This window comes from Burkholderia sp. KBS0801, assembly GCF_005937855.2.
Taxonomy (GTDB): domain Bacteria; phylum Pseudomonadota; class Gammaproteobacteria; order Burkholderiales; family Burkholderiaceae; genus Burkholderia; species Burkholderia ambifaria.
In genome coordinates this window covers 1,248,102-1,272,388 of sequence record NZ_CP042178.1, presented here as the reverse complement: position 1 = coordinate 1,272,388, position 24,287 = coordinate 1,248,102, and the positions used below count along the sequence as shown (strand labels likewise).

Annotated in this window: 22 protein-coding genes and 1 pseudogene; 13 read left to right on the top strand and 10 right to left on the bottom strand. The window is 69.8% G+C overall.

What is annotated here, in order from left to right; translation table 11 throughout:
• Positions 1–118 precede the first annotated feature (118 nt).
• The 6 genes from FFI87_RS22625 (at position 119) to FFI87_RS22600 (ending at position 5,252) form a co-directional block, all read left to right on the top strand.
• Entirely contained in the window at positions 119–715 is a 597-nt protein-coding gene (locus FFI87_RS22625) for an ANTAR domain-containing response regulator (RefSeq protein ID WP_006756002.1), read from the top strand.
• A 5-nt stretch (positions 716–720) separates the two neighbouring features.
• Positions 721–1,764, top strand: a complete 1,044-nt coding sequence (locus FFI87_RS22620; RefSeq protein ID WP_138848952.1) for a CmpA/NrtA family ABC transporter substrate-binding protein — start codon at positions 721–723, stop codon at positions 1,762–1,764.
• 167 nt (positions 1,765–1,931) lie between these two features.
• A complete protein-coding gene (locus tag FFI87_RS22615; protein ID WP_012366171.1) occupies positions 1,932–2,531 on the top strand; it encodes a uracil-DNA glycosylase family protein in 600 nt (199 codons plus the stop codon).
• A gap of 32 nt (positions 2,532–2,563) precedes the next feature.
• Positions 2,564–3,355, top strand: a complete 792-nt coding sequence (locus FFI87_RS22610) for a YkgJ family cysteine cluster protein (RefSeq protein ID WP_012366172.1) — start codon at positions 2,564–2,566, stop codon at positions 3,353–3,355.
• Between the two features lie 127 nt (positions 3,356–3,482).
• A complete protein-coding gene (locus tag FFI87_RS22605; RefSeq protein WP_012366173.1) occupies positions 3,483–4,424 on the top strand; it encodes a helix-turn-helix transcriptional regulator in 942 nt (313 codons plus the stop codon).
• Between the two features lie 129 nt (positions 4,425–4,553).
• Positions 4,554–5,252, top strand: a complete 699-nt coding sequence (locus FFI87_RS22600; protein WP_138848953.1) for a fumarylacetoacetate hydrolase family protein — start codon at positions 4,554–4,556, stop codon at positions 5,250–5,252.
• Positions 5,253–5,371: 119 nt separating this feature from the next.
• Here FFI87_RS22600 and FFI87_RS22595 read toward each other — a convergent pair whose 3' ends face one another.
• The 3 genes from FFI87_RS22595 to FFI87_RS22585 form a co-directional block, all read right to left on the bottom strand.
• Positions 5,372–6,583 (bottom strand): MFS transporter, encoded by a 1,212-nt coding sequence (locus tag FFI87_RS22595; protein ID WP_138848954.1) that lies wholly within the window; start codon positions 6,581–6,583, stop codon positions 5,372–5,374.
• 226 nt (positions 6,584–6,809) lie between these two features.
• The gene (locus FFI87_RS22590; RefSeq protein WP_138848955.1) at positions 6,810–8,435 is read right to left on the bottom strand and encodes a trypsin-like peptidase domain-containing protein; all 1,626 of its coding nucleotides are present in this window, start codon (positions 8,433–8,435) and stop codon (positions 6,810–6,812) included.
• Between the two features lie 260 nt (positions 8,436–8,695).
• Positions 8,696–9,571: a LysR family transcriptional regulator gene (locus FFI87_RS22585; protein ID WP_012366177.1), complete on the bottom strand. Its 876-nt coding sequence runs from the start codon at positions 9,569–9,571 to the stop codon at positions 8,696–8,698.
• Positions 9,572–9,719: 148 nt separating this feature from the next.
• Between FFI87_RS22585 and FFI87_RS22580 the strand changes: the two genes are divergently transcribed.
• Complete coding sequence (locus FFI87_RS22580) at positions 9,720–10,973, top strand: MFS transporter (protein WP_138848956.1); 1,254 nt, start codon at positions 9,720–9,722, stop codon at positions 10,971–10,973.
• Between the two features lie 81 nt (positions 10,974–11,054).
• Positions 11,055–11,159, top strand: a pseudogene (locus FFI87_RS22575) (transcriptional regulator); the annotation flags it as partial.
• 13 nt (positions 11,160–11,172) lie between these two features.
• Here the strand turns inward: FFI87_RS22575 and FFI87_RS22570 are convergent.
• The gene (locus FFI87_RS22570) at positions 11,173–12,645 is read right to left on the bottom strand and encodes a PLP-dependent aminotransferase family protein (RefSeq protein WP_138848957.1); all 1,473 of its coding nucleotides are present in this window, start codon (positions 12,643–12,645) and stop codon (positions 11,173–11,175) included.
• 210 nt (positions 12,646–12,855) lie between these two features.
• Here FFI87_RS22570 and FFI87_RS22565 point away from each other — a divergent pair, with 210 nt between their 5' ends.
• On the top strand, positions 12,856–14,055 hold the full coding sequence (locus FFI87_RS22565) for a GNAT family N-acetyltransferase (protein WP_138848958.1): 1,200 nt from the start codon (positions 12,856–12,858) through the stop codon (positions 14,053–14,055).
• A 23-nt stretch (positions 14,056–14,078) separates the two neighbouring features.
• Here FFI87_RS22565 and FFI87_RS22560 read toward each other — a convergent pair whose 3' ends face one another.
• A complete protein-coding gene (locus tag FFI87_RS22560) occupies positions 14,079–14,531 on the bottom strand; it encodes a DUF3331 domain-containing protein (RefSeq protein WP_138848959.1) in 453 nt (150 codons plus the stop codon).
• Positions 14,532–15,026: 495 nt separating this feature from the next.
• Here FFI87_RS22560 and FFI87_RS22555 point away from each other — a divergent pair, with 495 nt between their 5' ends.
• The 3 genes from FFI87_RS22555 (at position 15,027) to FFI87_RS22545 (ending at position 17,917) form a co-directional block, all read left to right on the top strand.
• The gene (locus FFI87_RS22555) at positions 15,027–16,091 is read left to right on the top strand and encodes a 2,3-butanediol dehydrogenase (protein WP_138850195.1); all 1,065 of its coding nucleotides are present in this window, start codon (positions 15,027–15,029) and stop codon (positions 16,089–16,091) included.
• Between the two features lie 223 nt (positions 16,092–16,314).
• The gene (locus tag FFI87_RS22550; protein WP_138848960.1) at positions 16,315–16,971 is read left to right on the top strand and encodes a VC0807 family protein; all 657 of its coding nucleotides are present in this window, start codon (positions 16,315–16,317) and stop codon (positions 16,969–16,971) included.
• A 79-nt stretch (positions 16,972–17,050) separates the two neighbouring features.
• The gene (locus FFI87_RS22545) at positions 17,051–17,917 is read left to right on the top strand and encodes a CPBP family intramembrane glutamic endopeptidase (protein ID WP_138848961.1); all 867 of its coding nucleotides are present in this window, start codon (positions 17,051–17,053) and stop codon (positions 17,915–17,917) included.
• Between the two features lie 46 nt (positions 17,918–17,963).
• Here the strand turns inward: FFI87_RS22545 and FFI87_RS22540 are convergent, their stop codons facing one another.
• The 5 genes from FFI87_RS22540 to FFI87_RS22520 form a co-directional block, all read right to left on the bottom strand.
• Positions 17,964–18,944 carry an aldo/keto reductase gene (locus FFI87_RS22540; RefSeq protein WP_138848962.1) on the bottom strand — a complete coding sequence of 327 codons (981 nt, stop codon included), beginning with the start codon at positions 18,942–18,944 and terminating at the stop codon, positions 17,964–17,966.
• Between the two features lie 240 nt (positions 18,945–19,184).
• Positions 19,185–19,856: a MarC family protein gene (locus FFI87_RS22535; RefSeq protein WP_006754820.1), complete on the bottom strand. Its 672-nt coding sequence runs from the start codon at positions 19,854–19,856 to the stop codon at positions 19,185–19,187.
• 130 nt (positions 19,857–19,986) lie between these two features.
• Entirely contained in the window at positions 19,987–20,787 is an 801-nt protein-coding gene (locus tag FFI87_RS22530) for an enoyl-CoA hydratase-related protein (protein ID WP_012366186.1), read from the bottom strand.
• A 40-nt stretch (positions 20,788–20,827) separates the two neighbouring features.
• On the bottom strand, positions 20,828–22,150 hold the full coding sequence (gene paaK / locus FFI87_RS22525) for a phenylacetate--CoA ligase PaaK (RefSeq protein WP_138848963.1): 1,323 nt from the start codon (positions 22,148–22,150) through the stop codon (positions 20,828–20,830).
• A 59-nt stretch (positions 22,151–22,209) separates the two neighbouring features.
• Positions 22,210–23,763 carry a 3-hydroxyacyl-CoA dehydrogenase gene (locus FFI87_RS22520; protein WP_138848964.1) on the bottom strand — a complete coding sequence of 518 codons (1,554 nt, stop codon included), beginning with the start codon at positions 23,761–23,763 and terminating at the stop codon, positions 22,210–22,212.
• A 165-nt stretch (positions 23,764–23,928) separates the two neighbouring features.
• Between FFI87_RS22520 and FFI87_RS34570 the strand changes: the two genes are divergently transcribed.
• Complete coding sequence (locus FFI87_RS34570) at positions 23,929–24,267, top strand: hypothetical protein (protein ID WP_186381760.1); 339 nt, start codon at positions 23,929–23,931, stop codon at positions 24,265–24,267.
• Positions 24,268–24,287 lie beyond the last annotated feature (20 nt).

Sequence of the window (24,287 nt, the reverse complement as noted above, 5' to 3'; positions counted from 1 at the left end):
GCGGTGCCGATGGCGCCGGCCGCCGGACCGCCGCGTGCTGCGGCGGCCCGGTTTCCGCACGAGGCCGCCGCGCCCGATCCGCGCATCGCACCACGATTTCGCCGCCGCCGTTCGCCTCATGAGTACGCCTGTTCCTCCCCTCCGCCTGCGCGTGCTGCTTGTCACCGACACCGACAAGCCGATCGGCGAGCTCGGTGACGCGCTCGCGCGCCTCGGCTACGAAATGCTCAACGACGTCGCGACGCCCGCGCGCCTGCCGGCCGCCGTCGAGGAGCAGCGCCCCGACGTCGTGATCATCGACACCGATTCGCCGTCGCGCGACACGCTCGAGCAACTCGCCGTGATGCACGCCACGGCGCCGCGCCCCGTGCTGATGTTCAGCCACGATGCCGATCAGGACCTGATTCACGCGGCGGTCGGCGCGGGGGTCAGCGCGTATCTCGTCGAAGGGCTGTCGGCCGAGCGTCTCGCGCCGATCCTCGAAGTCGCGCTCGCGCGCTTCTCGCACGACGATGCGCTGCGCCGCCGGCTCGCCGACGTCGAGCGCGAACTCGCCGAGCGCAAGCTGATCGACCGCGCGAAGCGCCTGCTGATGGACCAGCGCAAGCTGTCCGAACACGATGCGTATGCGTTCCTGCGCAAGCGCGCGATGGATCAGGGGCTGCGCATCGTCGACGTCGCCCGTCAACTGCACGACGCGTCATCCCAATCTTGAATGCCATGACACCTTCGCCTCCCGCCGCGCCGGAACGCGCGCATCTTCGTCTCGGGTTCGTCGCGCTGAGCGACGCGGCCCCGCTGATCGTCGCGCAGCAGTTGAACCTCGGCGCACGCCATGGCCTGACGCTGGAACTGAGCCGCCAGCCGTCGTGGGCCACCGTGCGAGACAAGCTGCTGACCGGCGAGCTCGACGCCGCGCATGCGCTGTACGGGCTCGTGTGCGGGCTGCAGCTCGGCATCGGCGGCCCGCAGACCGACATGGCCGCGCTGATGGTGCTGAACCGCAACGGCCAGGCGATCACGTTCGCGCGCGGCCTCGCCGACGCGTATCGCGAAAGCGGCGACGTGCGCGCGGCGCTTGCGACGCTCGGCCGCAAGCCGCTGCTCGCGCAGACCTTTCCGACCGGCACGCATGCGATGTGGCTGAATCATTGGCTCGCGTCGCACGGCGTCGATCCGCTGCGCGACGTGCGCAGCGTCGTGATTCCGCCGCCCGAGATGGTCGCGGCGCTCGCAAGCGGCGAGCTCGACGGCTTCTGCGCGGGCGAGCCGTGGCACGCGGTGGCCGAGGCCTGCGGCGCGGGCCGGACCGTCGCCGTCACGAGCGAGATCTGGCCCGATCATCCGGAGAAGGTGCTCGCCGCGCGGCGCGAATTCGTCGCGCTGTATCCGGCCACGGCGCGCGCGCTGATCCGCACGCTCGTCGATGCGTGCGCGTGGCTGGACGATCCCGCGCACCGCCGCGAGGCGGCCGGCTGGCTCGCGTCGCCCGACGCGCTCGGCGTGCCGGCCCGGCTGATCGCGCCGCGCCTGCTCGGCGACTACGGCGCGGGGCCGTTCGCGCAGCCGCCGCTGCCGATCCGCTTCCACGACGGCGGCGCCGTGAACCGGCCGGATCCGCGCGACGGCCAGTGGTTCCTGTCGCAGTACCGGCGATGGGGCATGCTCGACGGCGCGCGCGACGACGCGGGGATCGCCGCGGCGATCGCGCAGACGGCGTTGTATGATGCTGCGGTCGCCGAAGGCGGTTCAGCGGGCGAGTGATCCTTCCGATTCGCAGGATGCCGGCGCCATAGGGCCGCAGGGTCGACGCACCACGCGATGCCGCGCCCTGCGGAACGCCTGACGCGATGCGCCGGGCGGCCCAGGCTCCCCGCGCCGCCCGGACGCCGTGATATCCGCACCGCCCCTTCCGTCCCCGTTCAGAATCGATGCCGAAACGAACGCGCACGCCGCTCGACGTGCTGCTCACTGAAATCCGCGCGTGCCGCGCCTGCGAAGCCGAGCTGCCGCTCGGCCCGCGGCCCGTCGTGCGCGCCCATCGCGACGCACGCGTCCTGATCGTCGGGCAGGCGCCCGGCGCCCGCGTCCATGCGAGCGGGATCCCGTGGGACGATGCGAGCGGCAAGCGGCTGCGCGACTGGCTGGGCGTCGACGCCGACACCTTCTACGACGAGACGCGCTTCGCGATCGTGCCGATGGGCTTCTGCTACCCGGGCCGCGGCGCGAGCGGCGACAACCCGCCGCGCCCCGAATGCGCGCCACTGTGGATCGACCGGCTGCTCGCCGAACTGCCGTCGATCCGGCTGACGCTGCTGATCGGCCAGTACGCGCAGCGGCATTTCCTGCGCGGCACGCGCAAGGCGACGCTGACCGACACCGTCCACGCATGGCGCGACTACGGCCCCGACGTGCTGCCGCTGCCGCATCCATCGCCGCGCAACCAGGCGTGGTTCAAGCATCATCCGTGGTTCGACGCCGAGGTCGTGCCCGAGCTGCGCCGGCGCGTCGCGCCGCTGGTGGCGGGCTGACGGCAGCCGCACGCATCGCGCTCCCCATCGACATGAATCACCACGACATCGACTTTTCATGCACCGGCTGCGGCCGCTGCTGCCACGACCTGCGCATTCCGCTGACCGTCGCCGAGGCCGCTGCGTGGCTGCGGCGCGGCGGCCACGTGGAGCTGCTGTGCGACGCCATGCCATGGCCCGTCGAACCGGCCGCCGACGACGCGTTCGCCGCGTACAAGCGGGCACGTTCGTCGCCCGCGCTCAGCGGCACGCTGCCGATACGGGTGACCGCCCTGCTCACCGCGTCGCATGCGGGGCCGTGCCCGAACCTGCGCGACGACCTGCGCTGCGGCATCTACGACGAACGACCGCTGGTGTGCCGGATCTACCCGGCCGAGGTCAATCCGTTCGTGCCGCTGATGCCGGACGGCAAGCAGTGCCCGCCCGACGCGTGGCAGCACGCGCCGCTCGCGCGCCACGGAACGATCGTCGATGTGCAAACGCGCGAGAACATCGCGCGCTCGCGGGAAGCCAGTGCGGCGGAGACGCCGCTGCGCGCGCGACTGTGCGCGGCGCTCGGCATCGACGTCGCCGCCGTTGCAAACGAAGGTTTCGCGATTCATGCGCCGCCCGCCGACAGGCTGCTGCGCGAACTGAGCGCGCTGCCCGATCCGTACACGGCGCCGGCGGAGGTGGCCGACGATCGCGCGACTCCGGCGTGGACACTGCTGACGAATCGCACCGCGACTGCCGACACGCTCCGCTCGGTCGGCGCATCAAGCCTGCTCGCGAACGACGAGGCCGGCACGCGCTGCGGCTACCTCGGCTTTCATCCGGCGGCCTGATTCGTCATCGCCGCGCCGAGCACCCCACCAACCCGGCCGGCCCACGCGGATCGACCGGCGGATTCCGGCCGCGCGCGGTTCGCTGTACCATCGCGGCTCAACCGCGTCACGAACAGCACAATCCTTCATGCCCTCCACCGCCCCGCCGCGCCTGTACGGGATGCCCGAACGCAGCGACCGGCTCGATTTCTACATCCGTGACCAGGCGTCGCGCCAGGCGATCACCGAGCCGCACCGTCACGCGTATTTCCAGATCCAGTTCAACCTCGGCGGCGACACCGAGCAGCGGATCGGCGGCGTCACGCGGCCGTTTCCGCGCGGCGCGCTCGCGTTCGTGCTGCCGCACCGCGAGCACCTGATTCCGCATCCGGACGGCGCGCACTTCATCGTGATCAACTTCAGCCAGGCGTTTCTGCGCGCCGATCTCGACGTCGATCCGCTCGATCTCGAGGACGTCCCCGCGCACCGCTTTCCCGAGCTCACGCCGTTCCGCTTCCAGGAGCATCTCGACTTCATCCTGACCGGCGACGCGTTCGACGAGGCGCGCCGCCTGGCGCTGTGCATGCTCGACGCCGACCGCGTGCGCACCTTCGGCTCGACCACGCTGCTGCGCGGCTACCTGCTGCAGCTGATCGGGCTCGTCTGTACGCAGTACGCGGGCGCGCTCGACAAGCTCGCGCAGCGCGGCGCCCAGCGCGCGGGCCGGCGCGACGCACTCGCGCGCGTGCTGCGCCACGTGCGCGCGAACCTGACCCGCGAGGACCTGACGCTCGCGGCCACCGCCGAGGCCGCATTTCTGTCGCCGAACTACCTCGCGCACCTGGTGCGCAAGGAAACCGGCAGCACCTTCACCGATCTCGTGACCGAGCGCCGGATCGCGCTCGCGCAATCGCTGCTCGCGCATACGAGCCGCCGCATCGCCGACATCGCGCGCTCGGTCGGCTTTCGCGACGAAGGGTATTTCGCGCGGCGCTTCCGCGCGCGGGTCGGCGTGTCGCCGAAGGCGTACCGGGACGCCAATGCCGCGTTGCCGGACGCCGACGCGGCGCCGGTGGCAAGCGACGCGTAGATTTGTCCGGTTAAAACGCAGTTGCGTCGCATCCGGGCGCGCATGCGTCGGGTATCGTTCCATGCATGCCGGCCCGCGGCGCACTGCGCGGGCGGCGGCATCCGTCTTTCCATCGAACGAGGCCATCCGATGTCCGCATACGTCATCGACGCTTCCGAGCGTCCTTCCGTCGAAGTCGACCAGTCGTCCGCGCGCTTTCCGGTGCGCCGCGTGTTCTGCGTCGGCCGCAACTACGCCGATCACGCGCGCGAAATGGGCGCCGATCCCGACCGCGAACCGCCGTTCTTCTTCACGAAGCCGGCCGACGCGATCGTCCCGGCCGGCGGCACCGTCCCGTATCCGCCGCTGACCAGCGATCTGCATCACGAAGTCGAGCTGGTCGTCGCGATCGGCAGGGACGGCCGGTCGATCGACCCGGCCGACGCGCTGTCGCACGTGTGGGGCTACGGCGTCGGCGTCGACCTCACGCGCCGCGACCTGCAGGCCGAGGCAAAGAAACTGAGCCGGCCGTGGGACTGGGCGAAGGGCTTCGACGCGTCGGGCCCCGTGACCGCGCTGCGCTCGGCGAGCGTCACCGGCCATCCGGCGAGCGGGCGGATCTGGCTCGCTGTAAACGGCGAAACGCGCCAGCAAGGCGATCTCGCCGACATGATCTGGGCCGTGCCGGACGTGATCGCGTACGTGTCGCGCTCGGTCGAGCTGAAGGCCGGCGACCTGATCTTCACCGGCACGCCGGCCGGCGTCGGCGCACTTCAGCCGGGCGATCGCGTGACGGGCGGCGTCGATGGGGTGGCGGCATTCGAGTTCGTGATGGGAGCGAAGCCGTAAGGGGATATCCATGCCCATGCGACGCGACCGTCCATCCGCCGGCCGTCGCGTCGATCCCTGCCGATCCGCGCGGCGAAGCCATCGCGCCGGATCGGCATGCCGTTCATGCGTGCCGTCGATCACGCATCCTGTTCGCGTGCGTCGAAGATGCAGATGCACCCCGCCGCCGCCAACGCGATTGCCGCCGACAGCAACATCACGACCAAAGGCGCATAACCCGCGTTGCGCACGGTCAGCACCGCGCCCGTCAGCGACGACAGCGCGGCTCCACCTGCGATCGTCATCGCCCCGACCAGCCCCGATGCACTACCGGCCAGGTCCGGCCGCACCGACATCGCGCCGGCATGCGCACCGGGATTCGACAGCCCGTTGCCGACGCCGATCAGCACGCACGGCCCGAACCATGCGATCGCATGCGTCGCACCGCCAAACAACAGCGCGAGCCCGATCACCGGCCCCATGCAGGCGATCACGCGAGCGCACAGGATCGTCGTGGCGAGCGGATAGCGGTGCGCGTGACGCGCGGCCAGAAAGCTGCCGCACACGAAGCCGGCCGTGATCGTCCCCATGTACACGCCGATTTCCGCCGGCGGGATGCCGAACTTCGCTTGGGCGGCGAGCGGCGCGCCGGCCAGGAACGCGTAGAACGCGCCGGTCGAAAAGGCCATGCAAAGCGCATACGCCCAGAAGCGGCGCGCACGCAGCAGCGCCGGATACGCGCGAAGCTGATGGGCCAGCGTGGTGGCGCGCTTCGTATGGGTTTCCGCGAGATCGAACCCGCACCAGCCGAGCAGCGCGATACCCGCCGCGCCGAGCAGCCAGAAGCTCGACCGCCAGCCGACCGTCTGATCGAGCACGCCGCCGAGTGTCGGGCCGATCATCGGCGCGAACGCGGCCGCCATCGCCGCATAGCCGATGCGGCTCGCCGCGCGTTCGCCGCCGGCGGTGTCACGCAGCGTCGCCATCGACACCGGATAGACCGACGTGATCGCCGCCTGCATCAGCCGGCACGCAAGGAACATTTGGATATCGGTCGCCATCGCGCAGCCCAGCGACCCGAGCGTGAAGACACCGAGGCTCGCGAGCATGATCGGCCGTCGCCCGAACCGGTCCGAAAACGGCCCCATCACGAACTCGAGCGACGCGGCAACCGCCGCGTACCCGCCGAGCGCCAGCGCGACGAGCCCGTAGTCGGCGCGCAGGTCGCGCGCGATCGCGGGCAGCGACGGCAGCAACATGCTCAACGGCAGCACGGAGAATGCGCACAACAGGATCAGCGTCGCGTGTCGGGGCGAAGCCGGTTCGGAAGCGATCGGCAGGTTCGGTTGCAAGCGGATGCCCTCCTCGCACGCGCCGCGAGGCCGTGCGCAATGCAAAAAAAACCCCCGAGCAAGTCGGGGGCGCATGGGTGCCGGCGCGGTGCCGCTACCGGACCCTGCGCCTGCGTACTACCACGTTGAAGTTTGCCGCTTTCATGCCGGATGGCTCCTGAACGCCCGAATCACGGGCAGCGATGTGGGACGATGTTAGGCGCACGCCTCCGCTCCCGTCAACGCCCTACCGCGCCCGCACCGACACGAACTTGCGCGCGTTCTCGCGCTGGATGAGCACCGCGATCACGCCGCCGCTCGCTTCGAGCGCCGGCACGTCTTCCGGCGTTTCGAGCAGCGTGTCGTTGAGTTCCAGCACGACATCGCCCGGCCGGATGCCCGCGCGCGCGGCCGGCCCGCGCACCGCGTCCACCATCATCCCGACCGCGAGCCCGGTCGAACGCCGTTCGGCATCGCTTAGCGGATGCATCGTCAGCCCGAGCCGATCGCCGCCATCGGCCGGCCGCGCGGCGGCCATCGCCACGCCGGCGGCGCCGGCCGTACCGACCATGCCTGCGCTGCCCGTCGCGGGCGCGTTGTAGGGCGCGTTGTAAGTCGCGTTGTCGATCGCGTCACCGGTCGCCGCTCCCGTGACCGTCAGCCGCATCGGCGTGCGATTGCGGATCAGCCGCAGCGGCACCTTCCCGCCAGGCGGCAACGCGGCGGCCAGGTCGTTCAGCTCGGCAGCCTGGCCGATCGGCCTGTCGCCGAACTGCACGATCACGTCGCCGGGCTTCACGCCGGCCGCGGCGGCCGGCGAGCCGGGATCGACGCCGTTGACGAGCGCGCCGACCGGACGCGGCAGCCCGAACGCGGCGGCCAACCCGGCGCCGACATCCTGTACGTCGACGCCCAGCGCGTTGCCCGACGACACGGACGACATGCGCTGCGCCTGCGCGTTGGTCCGCATCTGCGCCTGCGCTTGCGCACGCACCTTCATGGCGAACGCGATCGGGATCGCGAACGTCGTGCTCGCGTAGCGGTCGGCGCCGGTGTAGACCTGCACCGCGATGCCGATCACCTCGCCCGCACGGTTGAACACCGGGCCGCCCGAGTTGTCGGGATTCACCGCGATGTCGGTCTGGAAGAACGGAAACGCGCTGCCGTCCGGCAGCGAATGCGCCGTCGCGCTGACGATGCCGGCCGTCACCGTATTGCCCGAGCCGTCGGGGGCGCCGATCGTCATCACCGGTTCGCCGGCGCGCACCCGCGCCGAATCGCCGATGCGCACGAACGGCAGCTTCGTCGCGTCGACGCGCAGCACCGCGACGTCGCTCTGCGGATCGACCGCCAGCACCGTCGCCTTCAGGTCGCGACGATCGGCCAGTCGCACCGTGACGTCGGTCGCGTCGGCGACGACATGCGCGGACGTCAGGATCAACCCGTCGGGGCTGACGATGAAGCCCGAGCCGCTGCCCGCGATCGCGCGCGGCGACGTATCGGGCAACGGCGCCTGCGGGCCCTGCCCGGGCATGAGCGGAGGTGGCGGCGCAGGCGGCTGCGCGCCGCGGCGGAAGAACCCGGCGAGCGGATCGTCGGGTTCGAGGATTGCGAAGGCGGGGCCACCGGGCTGCTGATCGGGCCCGGTGGTCATGATGGTCACGACCGCCGGGCCGTAGCGGTCGACGATCGCCGGAAAGTCGACCGGCATCGAGTAAGCGCGGGCGGCGGGCCTGCTTTTCATGACAGGCGGTGGGGCGGGCGTCGCGACGGTCCCCGCACGGGTTGGCGGCGACGACGACAAAATGCCGGCGAATACGCCCCCGATCAACGCGGTGCGAAGCACGGCGCGAGCAAGCGTCTGGCGAACCACGGTGCACCTCCCCCGGCAGTCGCGGCGACGTCTCGCGCGAGACACGCGGACGCCCGGCAGGCGCCGGTACACGCATCCATTTATAGTCCACGCCGCGTCGGCCATATACGATTCGGAAACCCGCATGCCGGCGGTCGAATGGCGGCAAAACCGCCCCGGCGTTCGTTGCGGACAAGTTTCGCGGTTCGTCAATCGGAATATTCACCACACATTGCATGCAGTACGCGTGGCCGTGACAGGTCCCGCACCACCTTCCCGCGCTACCACGCAAGCGCCAGAAAATTGCGCACCACCGCGGACGGATCATCGCGTCGCGACGCGATCGCGAGCCTCGCGCGCAAACCATCGCCCGCGACCGGCCGATACACGACGCCCGCGACCTGCACCTGCGTGATCGCCTTCGGCACGATCGACACGCCGAGCCCGGCCGCGACGAGCGTCACCGCCGACGTGATCTGCGGCGCGGGCTGCGCCATGCGCGGTTGAAACCCGGCGGCATTGCACGCGGCGACGATGTCGTCGAACAGCGCGCTGCCGGCTTCGCGCGGCACCTGCACGAATGCTTCGTCGGCCAGCTCCGCCAGATCGATCCGACGCCGCTGCGCGAGCCGATGCCCGACCGGCAACGCGACGAACATCGGCTCCTCGTCCCAGTCCGCCGCCACCAACGTGTCGGCGATACGCCGCTCGGGGCGCACGATCGCGACATCGAGCCGCCCGGCCTCCAGCGCCTCGAGCAGCACGCCGGAGGTCGCCTCCTGCAACGTCAGCTCCGCGTCCGGAAACGCTTCGCGAAAACGGCGAATCAGGTCGGCCACTTTCGAATTGAAAGCGGCCGTGCCGGTGAAACCCACTCGAAGCTGCCCGATTTCCCCGCGCGCGGCCCGCTTTGCCGCCCGCGCCGCGCGCTCGGCGTCGTCGAGCACGCGGCGCGCCTCTTCCGCGAACACCTCGCCGGCGACGGTCAGTTCGGCGCCGCGTGCGGTCCGCTTGAACAGTTCCACGCCGAGTTCGCTCTCGAGCGCCTTGATCTGCTGGCTCAGCGGCGGCTGCCCCATGCCGAGCGTTTCAGCGGCCTTCGTGAAGTTCGACGTGGCGGCCACGGCCAGAAAGTATCGGAGATGCCGAAGTTCCATGTGCAATGTGATCCCGGGGGGATGGAAGCGCGGCGTGCGCGTCCAGGTCAGTCGTAAAACATATCGCTGCGGTTTCTTTCATATATTGGACATATGTATGAGCGTGCGCAAGAATTCGGGGTATTCCCTGGACAATCAGGTGCAAACCATGTCTTCCCCTGCGATTCCGCCCGTCGCGACCCGCATCCCGAACGCCACGCCCGATGCGCTGCCCGCCGGCGTGTCGCCGCGCTCGGCGGCCTACAAGCGCATCGCGCTGGCGCTCTTCCTGGCCGGCTTTTCCACCTTCTCGCTGCTGTACTGCGTCCAGCCGTTGCTGCCCGCGTTCGCGCGCGAATTCCATATCGGCGCGGCGTCGAGCTCGCTGTCGTTGTCGCTGTCGACCGGGCTGCTGGCGGTCTCGATCCTGTGCGCCGGCGCGCTGTCCGAACGCGTCGGGCGGCGCGGGCTGATGTTCGCGTCGATGACGCTGGCCGCGCTGTTCAACGTACTGGCGGCGATTTCGCCGAACTGGAACCTCCTGCTGATCTGGCGCGCGCTCGAGGGTTTCGCGCTCGGCGGCGTCCCGGCCGTGGCGATGGCCTATCTTGCCGAGGAAATCGCGCCCGACGGGCTCGGGCTGTCGATGGGGCTCTATGTCGGCGGGACCGCGTTCGGCGGCATGGTCGGGCGGATCGGGATGAGCGCGCTCGAAGAGTATTTCTCGTGGCGCACCGCGATGCTGACGATCGGCGTCGTCGACCTCGTCGCGGCGATCGCGTTCGTGATGCTGCTGCCGCAATCGCGGCGCTTCGTGAAGCGAACCGACCTGACGCTGCGCCATCACCTGCGGCTATGGAACGTGCAACTGCATCACGCGCGGCTTCCGTTCGTGTTCGCGATCGGCTTCCTCGTGATGGGCTCGTTCGTGACGGTGTACAACTACGCCGCGTTCCGGCTGACGGCCGCGCCTTTCAACCTGAGCGCGACCGCGTGCGGGCTGATCTTCGGCGCCTACCTGTTCGGGATGGTGTCGTCGTCGAGCGCGGGCGCCCTCGCCGATCGCCTTGGGCGCGCGCCCGTCCTCGTCAGCGGCATTCTCGTGTTCGCGGCCGGCCTCGCGCTGACGCTGTCGCATTCGCTCGTCGCGATCATCGTCGGGATCGTGCTGATCACGATCGGCTTCTTCGTCGCCCATGCGGTTGCGAGCGGCTGGGTCGGGCAACTTGCCGGATCGGCGAAGGGGCACGCAGCGTCGCTGTATCTGCTGGCCTATTACCTCGGGTCGAGCGTGCTGGGCTCGGCCGGCGGCACGGTGTGGCAACACGGCGCGTGGGGTGCGGTGGTCGCGTATGTCGCGGTGTTGCTCGCGTTGAGCCTGGTGGCCGCGCGCCGGATCATTCGCGCGGAACGCGTGCGGTAAGCGACGTCACGTCACGCGCGGGCCGGCCGTCTGCCAGTTGCGGCTCGACGCCGCCATCTGCTGTTCGGCAATCCGCACCCTCTCGCGATCGCGACCGAGGCGATCGCCGACTACCAGGAACGCGTGTCGCTGCCCTGCTTCCAGTGGCGTCACGCGGTCGTTGTGCCGGCCGACCACCCGCTGCTCGCGCCGCAGTCATTCAATCCCCCGCGACCCGATGCGCGATCGCCGACAAGATCCGCAGCGTCGGCGCGAACGCATCGGCCGACGTATTGCCGAACCCGAGCACGAGCCCATTGGCCGCCGACGTCGCGTGGAGCGAAAACCCCGACAGCGGAAACGGCCCGATCCCATGCTCGCGCGCCGCCTCGACGATCGCGCGGTCGCGATAGCGCGCCGGCAGCCGCAGCGCCAGATGCAGCCCGCACGGCCCGCCCTCGACCTGATGCGGCGCGGTGAACGCGTCGTCCAGCGCGGCGAGCAGCGCGCGCCGCCGGTCGCGATACAGCCGGCGCATCCGCCCGAGATGCCGCCCGTACTCGCCCGACTCGATGAAATCGGCGAGCGCAAGCTGCACGTGACGCGTGCCGCCGCGCAGCATCTCCGGCAGCGCCGGCCGCACCGCGGCCAGCAACGCGTCGGGCAGCACGAGAAAACCGATCCGCAGCGCCGGAAACATCGTCTTGCTGAACGAGCCGAGATAGACGACCGGCGAATCGGCCGCGAGCCCCTGCAACGCGCCGATCGGCTCGCCGGTGTGACGAAACTCGCTGTCGTAGTCGTCCTCGATGATCCACGCGCGATGCCGGCGCGCGGCGTCGATCAGCGCGAGCCGGCGCGAGATCGACAGCACCGCGCCGGTCGGAAACTGGTTCGACGGCGTCGTATAGACGAGCCGCGGCGTCCGTTCGCGCCAGTCCGCGTCTTCCGCGCGCAGCCCCTCCGCGTCGACCGGCATCGGCACGACATCGAGATCGGCCGCCTGCATCGCGGTGCGCGCGCCGCGATAGCCGGGCTCCTCGACCCAGACCGTATCGCCGGGATTCGTCAGCAGTTGCGCGCACAGCGCGATCGCGCCCTGTGCGCCTTCGGTGATCACGATCTGCTCGGGATCGCAGCGCACGCCGCGCGTCACGGCCAGGTGGCGCGCGATCGATTCGCGCAGCGCGCGCTCGCCGAGCGGGTCGCCGTACGCGAGCAGGTCGCGGCCGGCGCGGCGCAGCGCGCGGTCGATCGCGTGCCGCCACGCATCGATCGGAAAATGCGACAGCGCGGGCACGCCCGGCCGAAAAGCGTCCGACTCGCCGGTGCCGATCAGGCTCGGACGCATCCGGCCGAGCCGCTGCGCGACGACCGGCGGCGCGGCCCGCCGACGCGGCGGCGCCGGCCGCGACAGGCCCACCACGCGCGTGCCGCGCCGATCGGATTGCAGGAAGCCTTCGGCGACGAGCTGCTCGTAGACGGCCGCCGTCGTGTTGCGCGACACGCCGAGCATTTCGGCCAGCGCGCGCGTGCCGGGCAGCCGCGTGCCGGCCGGCATCGCGCCGCCGAGAATCGCGTCGCGCACGCGGCGCAGCAATTGCCGTTGCAACGAAGGCGCACCGGCCGTGCGCGCGAGCGGCGCGTCGAGCGGCAATAGCGGCGCTGTACCGGATGGAAGGGTTGTCGTCATCAGCGTATAGCGGCGTGGAGGTCTCGGTGCATGGCGCGGCGATCGGTGGCGCGATCACGACACCGTCGCGGACACCGACATGGCGCCACTGCGGCACCTCCGTGGCACCATAAATTCGTCGTCACCTGGCACTTCTCATGGTACCTCGCCGAGACTACGATCGTCTGCATGCCGGCATGTCGCCGGCCGCCAACCGAAGCGAGATCGACCTTGTCCACGCTCACCAACGACTTCCAGCAGCCGATCGGCCGCCCCGTTCCCGACTGGTCCGTGTGCCCACGCCCGGAGCGCATCGTGCTCGAGGGCCGCTACTGCCGCCTCGAACCGCTCGACGCCGACCGCCACGCCGCCGACCTGTACGCCGCGTACGCGCAGGCGCTCGATGGCGCCGACTGGACCTATCTCGCGCACGGTCCGTACGCCGACGAGTCGAGCTACCGCGACTACGCGCGCGGCGCGGCGGCGAGCGCCGATCCGCTGCACTACACGGTGATCGACCGCGCGACGAACCGTGCGGTCGGCACGCTCGCGCTGATGCGCATCGATCCGGCCAACGGCGTGATCGAGGTGGGCTCCGTCACGTTCTCGCCGCTGCTCAAGCGCACGCCGATTTCGACCGAAGCGCAGTACCTGCTGATGAAGTACGCGTTCGACACGCTCGGCTACCGGCGCTATGAATGGAAGTGCGACGACCTGAACGAGCCGTCGCGCAAGGCCGCCGCCCGGCTCGGCTTCCGTTACGAAGGCACGTTCCGGCAGGCGATCATCTACAAGGGCCGCAATCGCGACACCGCCTGGTTCTCGATCGTCGACGGCGAATGGCCGGCCGTGCGCACCGCGTTCGAAGCCTGGCTCGCGCCGGAGAACTTCGACGCCGGCGGCGCGCAGCGCGAGTCGCTCGTCGCGATCCGCCACGCGCAGGCGCGCGCCCGCGACGCGGCCGGCCGTGCGAACGACGCGACGCGCGTCACGGTCCGGCCGCTCGTCGCCGCCGACGAAGCCGCGTGGCGCCCGCTGTGGCAGGGCTATCAGAAGTTCTACGAAACCGCGCTGAGCGAAGCCGTGTTCGCGACGACGTGGGCGCGCCTGATGGATCCCGCCGAACCGATGTTCGTGCTCGGCGCATTCGACGCGTCGGGTGCGTTGATCGGCATCGTGCACGCGATCTACCACCGCTCGTGCTGGACCGAAGGGCCGTACTGCTACCTGCAGGACCTGTTCACGGCGGCCGACGCACGCGGGCAAGGCGCCGGCGGCGCGCTGATCGAGGCCGTGTACGAGCGGGCCCGTGAAGCCGGTGCGAGCCGCGTGTACTGGCTCACGCACGAAACCAATACGGCCGCCCGCGCGCTGTACGACAAGCTCGCGAACAACGCGGGGTTCATCCAGTACCGGAAGGATCTCAAGTAACGCGTGGATGCAACCGGCCGCGTTCAGCCGAGGGCGTCGACCGGGTCCGCCGCCTCGCCGCAGGCCGGCGCAACGTGACGCACGATGCCGGCCGCGTCCAGCACTGACGCAGGGTGGATCATCTCGTCGCCGTTGACCGGCACCGGCCGCCGCACCGGACGGTACACCGGCTCGCCCGGCTCGATCGGCTGCCCCGAGATCGCGCAGCGGCCCGGCTGCGATGCGGCGCGCAAGCGCCAGCGCTGCTCGCCGTAATGACAGCGCCCGCTTTCGCTCCAGCGCACCAGCAAGCCGTTGTCGCCGGCCTCCAGGACCGTGACGAACAGTTGCGGCCGCAACGGTGAAACGCCGGCCGCGACAGGCTTCGGCACCGGTACGCGATCGTCGCTCGCCGACGGTATGACGTCCCTCTCGTCGGCTACCAGCATGTGATACGACACGTATTCGCAGATCAGGCTTTCGATGAAGTTCGGCATGCTTGACGACATTCCGTGAAGATTGAAACGGGCCGCGCACCGCGCGCGATCGGGCTGCCGCAGATCATACAAATTGAAGTTAACTTCAAGTAAAGGAAAACGTACGCAACGATGCGTTTCACTGATCGGCACAATGGGCTCTCATAACGACATGCGAGGGCGTCCGCCGCCGTGCTACCCGTCTCGCGTTTCGTCTCAAACGGCTGAGACGAATGTCCCGGCGTCTCATGCGGACCACGCCATCGCAAACGCAGCAAATTCCGCGAGCGATTCACGCGGCATCGCCGGGTGCCAATGGAAGGCACACCTGCTGCATCGCACACCATCGCCCGCCCCCGCTCGCCACCCGAGCGCCGATTCAAGCTGGCCCCGTTCCTGCATATCGATCGCTCGCGCAATCGCGCGACGGACGCACCGGCCACTTGCCGCGCGTCCCGACGACAACCTGACGGAGACAGCAACGTGAGCACACCGGCATCGAGCACCGTACCCAGCATGAAGGCCGCCGTCTGGCACGGCCGCAACGACATCCGCGTCGAAGAGGTTCCCGTTCCGGCGCACCCGCCGGCCGGCTGGGTCCAGATCCGCGTGCACTGGTGCGGAATCTGCGGCTCCGACCTGCACGAATACGTCGCCGGGCCGGTGTTCATCCCGGTCGACGCGCCGCACCCGCTGACGGGCCTGAAGGGCCAGTGCATCCTCGGCCACGAGTTCAGCGGCGAAATCGCGGCGCTCGGCGCGGGCGTGACGGGTTTCGCCGTCGGCGACCGCGTGACGGCCGACGCGTGCCAGCATTGCGGCACCTGCTGGTATTGCAAGCATGGGCTGTACAACATCTGCGAGAACCTCGCGTTCACCGGGCTGATGAACAACGGCGCGTTCGCCGAATACGTGAACGTGCCGGCCGAGCTGTTGTACAAGCTGCCCGAGAACTTCCCGACCGAGGCTGGCGCGCTGATCGAACCGCTCGCGGTCGGGCTGCACGCGGTGAAGAAGGCCGGCAACATCGTCGGCCAGACCGTCGTCGTGGTCGGCGCCGGCACGATCGGCCTGTGCACGATCATGTGCGCGAAGGCCGCGGGCGCCGGACGCGTGATCGCGCTGGAAATGTCGGCCGCGCGCAAGCAGAAGGCGCTGGAAGTCGGCGCGACGGTCGTGATCGATCCGAAGGCGTCGGACGCGATCGCGGAAATCAAGGCGCTGACGGGCGGCTACGGCGCCGACGTGTCGTTCGAGTGCATCGGGCACACGGCCACCGCGCAGCTCGCGATCGACGTGATCCGCAAGGCCGGCAAGTCGGTGATGGTCGGCATCTTCGAGGAGCCGACGTCGTTCAACTTCTTCGACATCGTGTCGACCGAGAAGGAAGTGATCGGCTCGCTCGCGTACAACGGCGAATTCGCGGACGTGATCCGCTTCATCGCCGACGGCCGCATCGACGTGCAGCCGTTGATCACCGGACGGATCACGCTCGGCGACATCGTCACGCACGGCTTCGAGGAGCTGGTCAACCACAAGGACCGGAACGTGAAGATCATCGTCCAGCCCGCGACGGCCTGACGAACCATGGCCGGGCGACCGGTCAACCGGGCGATGATCGCCGCGTGACGGCCCGAAGCCGCGCCGAGCGGCCCCAGCCAGCCTCGGCGCGGCTCGCCGTCGCCCGACCCGCACATCCGCCCGGATTCGGTGCATGCACAACGGCGCCGGGTGCGGCGCGCGGGGTCCGACTTCGATATACTCGAACCGACCTCACCGCCCCGCGCCACCCGCGCGCGCTTCCGTGAAACCACGAGCCGGCCTGATCCTCGAACTCTTCGTCAACCTGGTGCTGCCCTGGGTCGCCTACCGGGTCGCGCATCCGTATTTCGGCGAAACCGGCGCGCTGTACGCGTCCGCGATTCCGCCCATCGTCTGGTCCATCGTCGAATTCATCCGCTCGCGCCGCGTCGATGCGGTGGCCGCCGTCGTGCTGCTCGGCATCGCGCTGTCGATCGCCGGCATGGCGCTCGGCGGCAGCGCGCGCACGCTGCTGATGCGCGAATCGCTCGCGTCCGGCACGATCGGCGTCGTGTTCCTGCTGTCGCTGTTCCGCGATCGCCCGCTGATCTTCTACCTCACCCGCGCGACGGTCGCCCGCGAGATGGCCGGTGGCGCCGCGCGTTTCGAGACGGTGTGGGCCGAGCAGCCGGGGCTGCGCCAGATGCTTCGGCTGATGACCTTCGTGTGGGGCGCATGCATGACGCTGGAGATGCTGCTGCGCCTGTGGATGGTCGTCGCGTGGCCCGTCGAGCGCGTGCTCGTCGTGTCGCCGATCATGGGTTACACCGTGTTCGGCACGCTGCTGCTGTGGACCTTCTGGTACCGGCGGCGGATGCGTGAGCGCAACAGCGTCGACATCCCGACCCGCGACGGCATCACCGAGATAGCCGGTCGCTGAGCGCCGGCCCCGCCCGGCGGCATGTCACTGTCGCTAGGGGTATGATGCGCGGCGTCTCGTTCGACCCATGCATCGCCCCATGTCTCTTTCTCTTCTCCCGTGTGCCACGATCTGCCTCGCCCTGTTCGCCGCCGCCGCATTCGCGTGGCTGCGTCCGCTGCACGGGCCGAGCATCGCTGTCGCGGTGCTCGGCTATGCCGGCGCGCTGGCGGTCGGCAAGCTCGCTCCGATCGTGCTCGCACCGCTCGCGCTACTCGTGGCCGCCGCCTGGGGTGTCGCCCCAAGCCGCCCGCTCGCGGTGCGGATCGCCGCGCACGTCGTGTTTGCCGCGCTCGCGATCGCGCTGAGCCTGCACCTGATTCCCGGCTTCCATAATCCGCGCGTGATCGAGCCGACGCGCTTCACGCCGGACGCCGTGCCGTTCACGATGTACGTGAATTTCGACAAGCCGCTGGTCGGCCTCTGGCTGCTGTGGGTGCTGCCGTGGGTCATGCCCGACGTCCCGCCGGCGCGCGCGCTGCGCACTGGTGCCGTGGCGTGCATCGTAACGGCCGCGGTCTGCCTCGTCGGCGCGCTCGCGTTCGGGATGGTCGGCTGGGCGCCGAAATGGCCGGCGTCGGGCTGGATGTGGCTCGTCAACAATGTGCTGCTCGTCACGCTCGCCGAGGAAGCACTGTTCCGCGGCTACGTGCAAGGCGGGCTCACGCGCGTGCTCGGCCGCTTCGGCTGGGGGCCGTGGGTCGCGCTCGTGATCGGCGCGCTGCTGTTCGGCGCCGCGCACGCGGCCGCCGGCTGGCAGTGGATCGTGCTCGGCACGGTGGCCGGCATCGGTTACGGCCTGGCATGGCGGCGCGGCGGGCTGCTCGCGTCGGCGGTCGCGCACGCGGGGCTGAACGTGATCCACTTCGGGCTGTTCACGTACCCGATGCTCGCCGCCGCGCGCTGAGCGCCGCGTACGGCGGCGGCGCCCGCCGGTTTCACCCGGGTTGCACTCAGTTGAAACCGGCCACCGCGTGCGGCACGTACGGGCCCTCGAGCGCCGCGATTTCGTCGTCCGTCAGCTTCAGTTCCAATGCACCGAGCGCATCGTCCAGATGATGCGGCTTCGAGATGCCGACGATCGGCGCGGTGATGCCACGCTTGTGCGCGACCCACGCGAGCGCGACCTGCGCACGCGGCACGTTGCGCGCGGCGGCAATCACCGCGACGGCCTCGACGATCGCGCGGTCGGCATCGGCCGTCGCGTCATAGAGACGCTGGCCGACGTCGTCGCTCTGCTGCCGGCCGGACGACTCGTCCCAGTTGCGCGTCAGCCGGCCGCGCGCGAGCGGGCTCCACGGAATCACCGCGATGCCCTCGGCCTCGCACAGCGGCAGCATCTCCCGCTCCTCCTCGCGATACAGCAGGTTCACGTGGTTCTGCATGCTGACGAAGCGGGTCCAGCCGTTCTGTGTCGACGTGTGCAGCGCCTTCGCGAACTGCCACGCGAACATCGACGACGCGCCGATGTAGCGCGCCTTGCCGGCCTTCACGACGTCGTGCAGCGCCTCGAGCGTCTCCTCGATCGGCGTGCCGTAATCCCAGCGGTGGATCTGGTACAGGTCGACGTAGTCGGTGCCGAGCCGCTTCAGGCTCTGGTCGATGTCGGTCATGATCGCCTTGCGCGACAGCCCCGCGCCGTTTGGCCCCGGCCGCATCCGGTAGAACACCTTGGTCGCGATCACGACGTCGTCGCGCTTCGCGAAGTCGCGCAGTGCGCGGCCGACGATCTCTTCCGACGTGCCGTCCGAATACATGTTCGCGGTATCGAAGAAATTGATGCCGGCCTCGATCGCGCGCTGGAGGATCGGGCGGCTTTCCGCTTCCGGCAGTGTCCACGGATGCGTGCCGCGCGACGGCTCGCCGAACGTCATGCAGCCCAGCACCAGCTTCGACACGTCCATCCCGGTCGACCCGAATTTTACGTATTCCATCGCTCGCCTCGTCATTGAAGTAGGGTTGCGGCCGGATGCGCGCCGCGCGTCGGTGCACTGCCCACGGACGCCGGGGCGTGCATCCGCCGGACGTCGCATGGTATCCCGCGGCGCGCAAACGCGTCGCGCCGCGCTCGCGCGCCGCCGGGCGGAACCGGGTCGAACGGACGAAAGACGAACGCAACCCGCGACCCGCACGCATCGCGGGGGGCCGGGCCACCACATCGAAGAACGAACGGATTACTTGATCTGGTCGGCGAGCGGCCGCAGGAACTCGGAGAACCCGGTCAGCATGATCTGCACGCCGATGCACAGCAGCAGGAACGCGGACACGCGCTTCGCGACCTTGGTGCCTTCGATGCCGAGATAGCGCGACAGCAGCGCGGCGCGGCTGTAGGTCAGCCAGATCACGACCGCGACAAGCGCGGACACCGCGATCGACACGATGCTCGACAGCATGAATTCCGACAGCTTGTGCGTGCGGTTCGCGTTCAGCGCGATCGCGGTGGCGATCGAACCGGGGCCGACCGTCAGCGGCACGGTCAGCGGGAAGAACGCGCGGGTCATGATTGCGTTCGCGTCGATCGGCTTGACCGGCGTGTCGCCGCCGCCCGGGCCGTCCGGCTCGTTGAGCATCTGCCAGCCCGCGACGGCGACCGCGAAGCCGCCGCCAATCCGCAGCGCTTCCATCGAGATCCCGAAGAAATGCAGCACCGGCGTGCCGGCGAAGAATGCGACCAGCAACACGATGAATGCGTTGAACGCCACCTTCTTCGCGAGCAGGTTCCGTTCGGGCTCGGTCAGCGCCTCGGTGCGTTCGAGAAACAGGAATGCAATGCCGATCGGATTGATGATGCCGATCAGGCCGGTGAAGCCGAACAGGATCTCGGAGATAAGGCGGTCGACGATCATCGGGGCGAGGAAACGATCAGGGCTGGGGCCGGCGGCGCGCCGGAGGTCACGCATTGTAGAGCAAGCGCCCGCGCCCGAGATGCAATTCGCGACCCGCGCCCCGCGGGCCGCGCCACAGCCTTCGTCGGCCTCAGTCGGTGCCCGGCTCCCACGCGGGCGGCCGCTTCGCGAAGAACGCGGCGAAGCCCTCCTTCGCTTCCGGCGTGGCCCGCACGCGCGAGATCGTCTGCGCGGTGAACGCCGCGCGTTCGTCCGACGGCGGGTACTCGCCGATCTCGTCGAAAAAGCGCTTGATCTCCATCAGCGCATTGGGGCCGTTGCGGCTCAGTTCCGCGAGCGTCTTGTCGAGTGCTGCGTCGAGCGCGTCGAGCGGCACGGCCTGGTGGATCAGCCCGATCGCGACGGCTTCGCCGGCCGCGAGCTGCGTCGCGGTCAGCGCGAGCCGGCGCGCCTGGCGCTGGCCGACCGCTTCGACAAGATACGGCCCGATCACCGACGGCAGGATTCCGAACCGCGCCTCGCTGACCGAAAAGCGCGCATGATCGCTCGCGATCACGATGTCGCAGGCCGCGCACAGGCCGACACCGCCGCCGAACGCGTGGCCCTGCACGCGGGCGACCGTCGGCTTCGGGCACTGCCGGATCGCGCGCATCATCGCGGCGAACCGCTCGGCGTCGCGCAGGTTCGCGGCCGCGTCGTTCGCGCTCGCGCGCTGCATCCACTGCAGGTCGGCGCCCGCGCAGAACGCGCGGCCGTCCGAGCGCAGCACGATCGCGCGCACATCGTCGCGCCGGCCGAGCGTCGTGAACGCGTCGGTCAGCTCGGCGATCATCGTCTCGTCGAACGCGTTGAGCACGTCGCCACGCTGCAGCGCGACGGTCGCGATGCCGCGCGCATCGACGGCAACGGCCAGGGTCTTCAATTCATCCATCGAACAGGTTTCCTCGCGGTAGAACAGGGAACGGCCAGACTCAGGCGGCCTGCCGGCGGTCGATCACGCGCCGGGCCTTGCCGGTCGCGGTCGCGGGAATGCCGCCGGCGGCGAGCACCGTCACGCCGGCCGACACGCCGATCATCGTCTTGATCCGGTGCTGCAGCTCGCGCGCGATCGCCGCGCGCTCGCCGTCGGTCACGCATGCGGCCGCCTCGGAGCGCAGCTCGACCGCGAGGTCGAGCCGGTCCATGTGGCCGTCGCGCGAGATCGTGACCTGGAACTGACCCGACAGCTTCGGCTGCGCGACCACGATTTCCTCGATCTGGCTCGGGAACACGTTCACGCCGCGCACGATCAGCATGTCGTCGGAGCGGCCCGTGATCTTCGCGAGCCGGCGCATCGCGCGCGCGGTCGGCGGCAGCAGTGCGGTGAGGTCGCGCGTGCGATAGCGGATCACCGGCATCGCCTCCTTCGTCAGCGACGTGAACACGAGCTCGCCCTCGCTGCCGTCCGGCAGCACTTCACCGGTCACGGGATCGATGATCTCCGGATAGAAGTGGTCTTCCCAGATCACCGGGCCGTCCTTCGTCTCGACGCATTCGCACGCGACGCCGGGGCCCATCACTTCCGACAGCCCGTAGATGTCGAGCGCGTCGATGCCCACGCGCGTCTCCACTTCCTCGCGCAACGCCTGCGTCCACGGCTCCGCGCCGAAGATGCCGATCTTCAGCGACGACGCGGCCGGGTCCATCCCCTGCCGCACCATCTCGTCGATCAGGTTCAGCATGTACGACGGCGTGACGAGGATGATCTTCGGTTCGAAATCGCGGATCAGCTGCACCTGCTTCTCGGTCTGCCCGCCCGACATCGGCACGACCATGCAGCCGAGCCGCTCCGCGCCGTAGTGAATCCCGAGGCCGCCCGTGAAGAGCCCGTAGCCGAACGCGTTGTGCAGCGTGTCGCCCGGGCGGCCGCCGGCCGCGCGGATCGAGCGCGCGGTCACGTTCGCCCAGGTGTCGATGTCGCGCGCCGTATAGCCGACCACCGTCGGCTTGCCCGTCGTGCCGCTCGACGCATGCACGCGCACGACCTGCTCGCGCGGCACCGCGAACAGCCCGAACGGATAGTTGTCGCGCAGGTCGTTCTTGGTCGAGAACGGGAATTTCGCGAGATCGGCGAGCGTTTTCAGGTCGTCGGGGTGCACGCCCGCAGCGTCGAACGTCCGACGATAGTGCGGGACGTTGTCGTACGCGTGGCGCAGCGACCACTTGAGACGCTCGAGCTGCAGCGCCTGCAGTTCGTCGCGGCTGGCGGTCTCGATCGGATCGAGGGCGGCGGCGGGATGCGTCGGGTGAGTCATCGGGGTGCTCCTCCAGTGGAGTGATGTCGTTATCGTGATCGGGGTGATGGGGCCGCCGTCTAGCGGAACGTGCGACCGGCCGCGTGCAGGGCGGCGAGGCGCGGCGACACGCGATAGCGGTCCTCGCCGTAGCTCGCCGCGAGGTTCGACAGCACGCGATGCACGCGGCCGATGCCGATCGCATCTGCCCACGCGAGCGGGCCGCACGGGTAGTTCACGCCCTTCTCCATCGCGAGATCGAGATCGGCGGGCGAGCACACGCCCTGGTTGACCGTGTCGGCCGCCTCGTTCGCGAGCATCGCGACGGTGCGCATCGCAACCAGGCCCGGCACGTCGGCGACGCCGACGACGCGGAAACCGGCTTGCTGGAACAGGCCGACCGCATCTGCGTAGGCGGCGTCGCCGCACTGGAGCGCGCGCGTCAGCGCGACCAGCCCGGCCTGCGCGTAGTCGCGCGCGAGATCGACGAGTACGAGATCGGCCACGCCGGTTTGCGCGGCGCGCACCGTCGCGGTGCGACCGTCGGTCAGCGCGATCGACGCGCGCCCGGCCACGGCGAGCAGTTCGTCCGCGTGCGCGCCATCGCGCCGCGCGCCCGCGATGCGTTCGGCGAAGCGTGCATGCAGCGCGGCGGCCGGGCCGTCCTGCGCGAAGAGCACGACGTCGGCCGGCGCGTCGCGCGGCGCTTCGAGCTCCGGCGCGGGCGGCGTCGCGCCGTCCGCATACGAATAAAATCCGCGCCCCGACTTGCGCCCGAGGAAGCCCGCATTCACGAGTTCCTGCTGGATCAGCGACGGCGTGTAGCGCGGATCGTTGAAGTACGCGCGGAACACCGACTCGGTCACCGCGAAGTTCACGTCGTGGCCGATCAGGTCCATCAGCTCGAACGGCCCCATGCGGAAGCCGCCGGCTTCGCGCATCACCGCGTCGATCGAGGCCGGCGTGCCGCCCTGCTCGTTCAGCACGCGCAGTGCCTCCGCGTAATACGGCCGCGCGACGCGGTTCACGATGAAGCCCGGTGTCGATTTCGCCATCACGGGCTGCTTGCCCCACGCGGCGGCGGTCGCATAGAGCGCATGCGCGACTTCCGGCGCGGTCGCGAGCCCGCTGACCACCTCGACGAGCGCCATCAGCGGCGCCGGATTGAAGAAGTGCAGGCCGGCCACGCGCTGCGGCGCGCGCAGCCCGGCCGCGATCGACGTGATCGAGATCGACGACGTGTTGGTCGCCAGCACGCAGGTCTCGTCGACATGGCGTTCGAGCGTCGCGAAGATCTCGCGCTTCACGTCGAGACGCTCGGCCGCCGCCTCGACGATCAGCGCGGCGCCGGCGAACTCGGCCAGCGCGCGCACCGCGCGAATCCGGTTGCCGGCCGCGTCGGCCTGCGCCGGCTCCATCCGCCCCTTCTCCGCGAGCCGCGCGAACTGCGCGCGGATGCCGGCGAGCGCCTTGTCGCATGCCGCCTCGTTCAGGTCGTACAGCAGCACGGTATGACCGGCGGCCGCCGCGACCTGCGCGATGCCCGCGCCCATCGCGCCCGCGCCGATCACGCCGACGACCGCCGACGGCGCCAGCGCGCCCGAATTCACCGAATGTGCAGAAGAACCAGCCATCGCTTGCGATCCGTCAATGAAGTGGAAGTGCGAGCGATTATAAACCGACCGGTCGGTAGATTTATGTCGGGGCGAGCCCGAATTTGTCGGGCAATAGAGCGTTACGCAAACTGCAAAAACAAAAGAATCGAACGATCGGGGCACTTTTTGCAAACCGAAAGGTCAATGAAAGGGTTCGAATATGAGATAGCGACCCCCGAACGCCTGATAAAATTCGACAAATCGCCGGATTTCAGGGGAAACCGCGTGTCACGCCGCCGCCCGTCGCCCACCGCCCTTTCGGGGCCGGTTCCGAACCGCAAGGCCTCCAGCCGGCACGCCGACGCGCCCCGCCATCTGCACCCGGTCGCATTGAACCGTTTCATCCAGCGACGGGCTTCGGCCCGCCCGCGCCCTCGCCGCCTGCTGGCGGCGAACCGGAGGCAGCGCCGTTGCGCGCTGCCGCCCATCAGCATCATCGTCCTCGTTCGGCGGATCATCCGGCCGGGCTTCGTCAATCCGTGACGGCGCGTCGCGCGCCGCCA

What these genes read in the sequence shown, in the direction of transcription:
- FFI87_RS22625 (WP_006756002.1), top strand. Translation starts at nt 119, where the DNA reads ATGAGTACGCCTGTTCCTCCCCTCCGCCTGCGCGTGCTGCTTGTCACC.
- FFI87_RS22620 (WP_138848952.1), top strand. Translation starts at nt 721, where the DNA reads ATGACACCTTCGCCTCCCGCCGCGCCGGAACGCGCGCATCTTCGTCTC.
- FFI87_RS22615 (WP_012366171.1), top strand. Translation starts at nt 1,932, where the DNA reads ATGCCGAAACGAACGCGCACGCCGCTCGACGTGCTGCTCACTGAAATC.
- FFI87_RS22610 (WP_012366172.1), top strand. Translation starts at nt 2,564, where the DNA reads ATGAATCACCACGACATCGACTTTTCATGCACCGGCTGCGGCCGCTGC.
- FFI87_RS22605 (WP_012366173.1), top strand. Translation starts at nt 3,483, where the DNA reads ATGCCCTCCACCGCCCCGCCGCGCCTGTACGGGATGCCCGAACGCAGC.
- FFI87_RS22600 (WP_138848953.1), top strand. Translation starts at nt 4,554, where the DNA reads ATGTCCGCATACGTCATCGACGCTTCCGAGCGTCCTTCCGTCGAAGTC.
- FFI87_RS22585 (WP_012366177.1), bottom strand. Translation starts at nt 9,571, where the DNA reads ATGGAACTTCGGCATCTCCGATACTTTCTGGCCGTGGCCGCCACGTCG.
- FFI87_RS22580 (WP_138848956.1), top strand. Translation starts at nt 9,720, where the DNA reads ATGTCTTCCCCTGCGATTCCGCCCGTCGCGACCCGCATCCCGAACGCC.
- FFI87_RS22570 (WP_138848957.1), bottom strand. Translation starts at nt 12,645, where the DNA reads ATGACGACAACCCTTCCATCCGGTACAGCGCCGCTATTGCCGCTCGAC.
- FFI87_RS22560 (WP_138848959.1), bottom strand. Translation starts at nt 14,531, where the DNA reads ATGCCGAACTTCATCGAAAGCCTGATCTGCGAATACGTGTCGTATCAC.
- FFI87_RS22555 (WP_138850195.1), top strand. Translation starts at nt 15,027, where the DNA reads ATGAAGGCCGCCGTCTGGCACGGCCGCAACGACATCCGCGTCGAAGAG.
- FFI87_RS22545 (WP_138848961.1), top strand. Translation starts at nt 17,051, where the DNA reads ATGTCTCTTTCTCTTCTCCCGTGTGCCACGATCTGCCTCGCCCTGTTC.
- FFI87_RS22540 (WP_138848962.1), bottom strand. Translation starts at nt 18,944, where the DNA reads ATGGAATACGTAAAATTCGGGTCGACCGGGATGGACGTGTCGAAGCTG.
- FFI87_RS22535 (WP_006754820.1), bottom strand. Translation starts at nt 19,856, where the DNA reads ATGATCGTCGACCGCCTTATCTCCGAGATCCTGTTCGGCTTCACCGGC.
- FFI87_RS22530 (WP_012366186.1), bottom strand. Translation starts at nt 20,787, where the DNA reads ATGGATGAATTGAAGACCCTGGCCGTTGCCGTCGATGCGCGCGGCATC.
- paaK (WP_138848963.1), bottom strand. Translation starts at nt 22,150, where the DNA reads ATGACTCACCCGACGCATCCCGCCGCCGCCCTCGATCCGATCGAGACC.
- FFI87_RS22520 (WP_138848964.1), bottom strand. Translation starts at nt 23,763, where the DNA reads ATGGCTGGTTCTTCTGCACATTCGGTGAATTCGGGCGCGCTGGCGCCG.
- FFI87_RS34570 (WP_186381760.1), top strand. Translation starts at nt 23,929, where the DNA reads ATGAAAGGGTTCGAATATGAGATAGCGACCCCCGAACGCCTGATAAAA.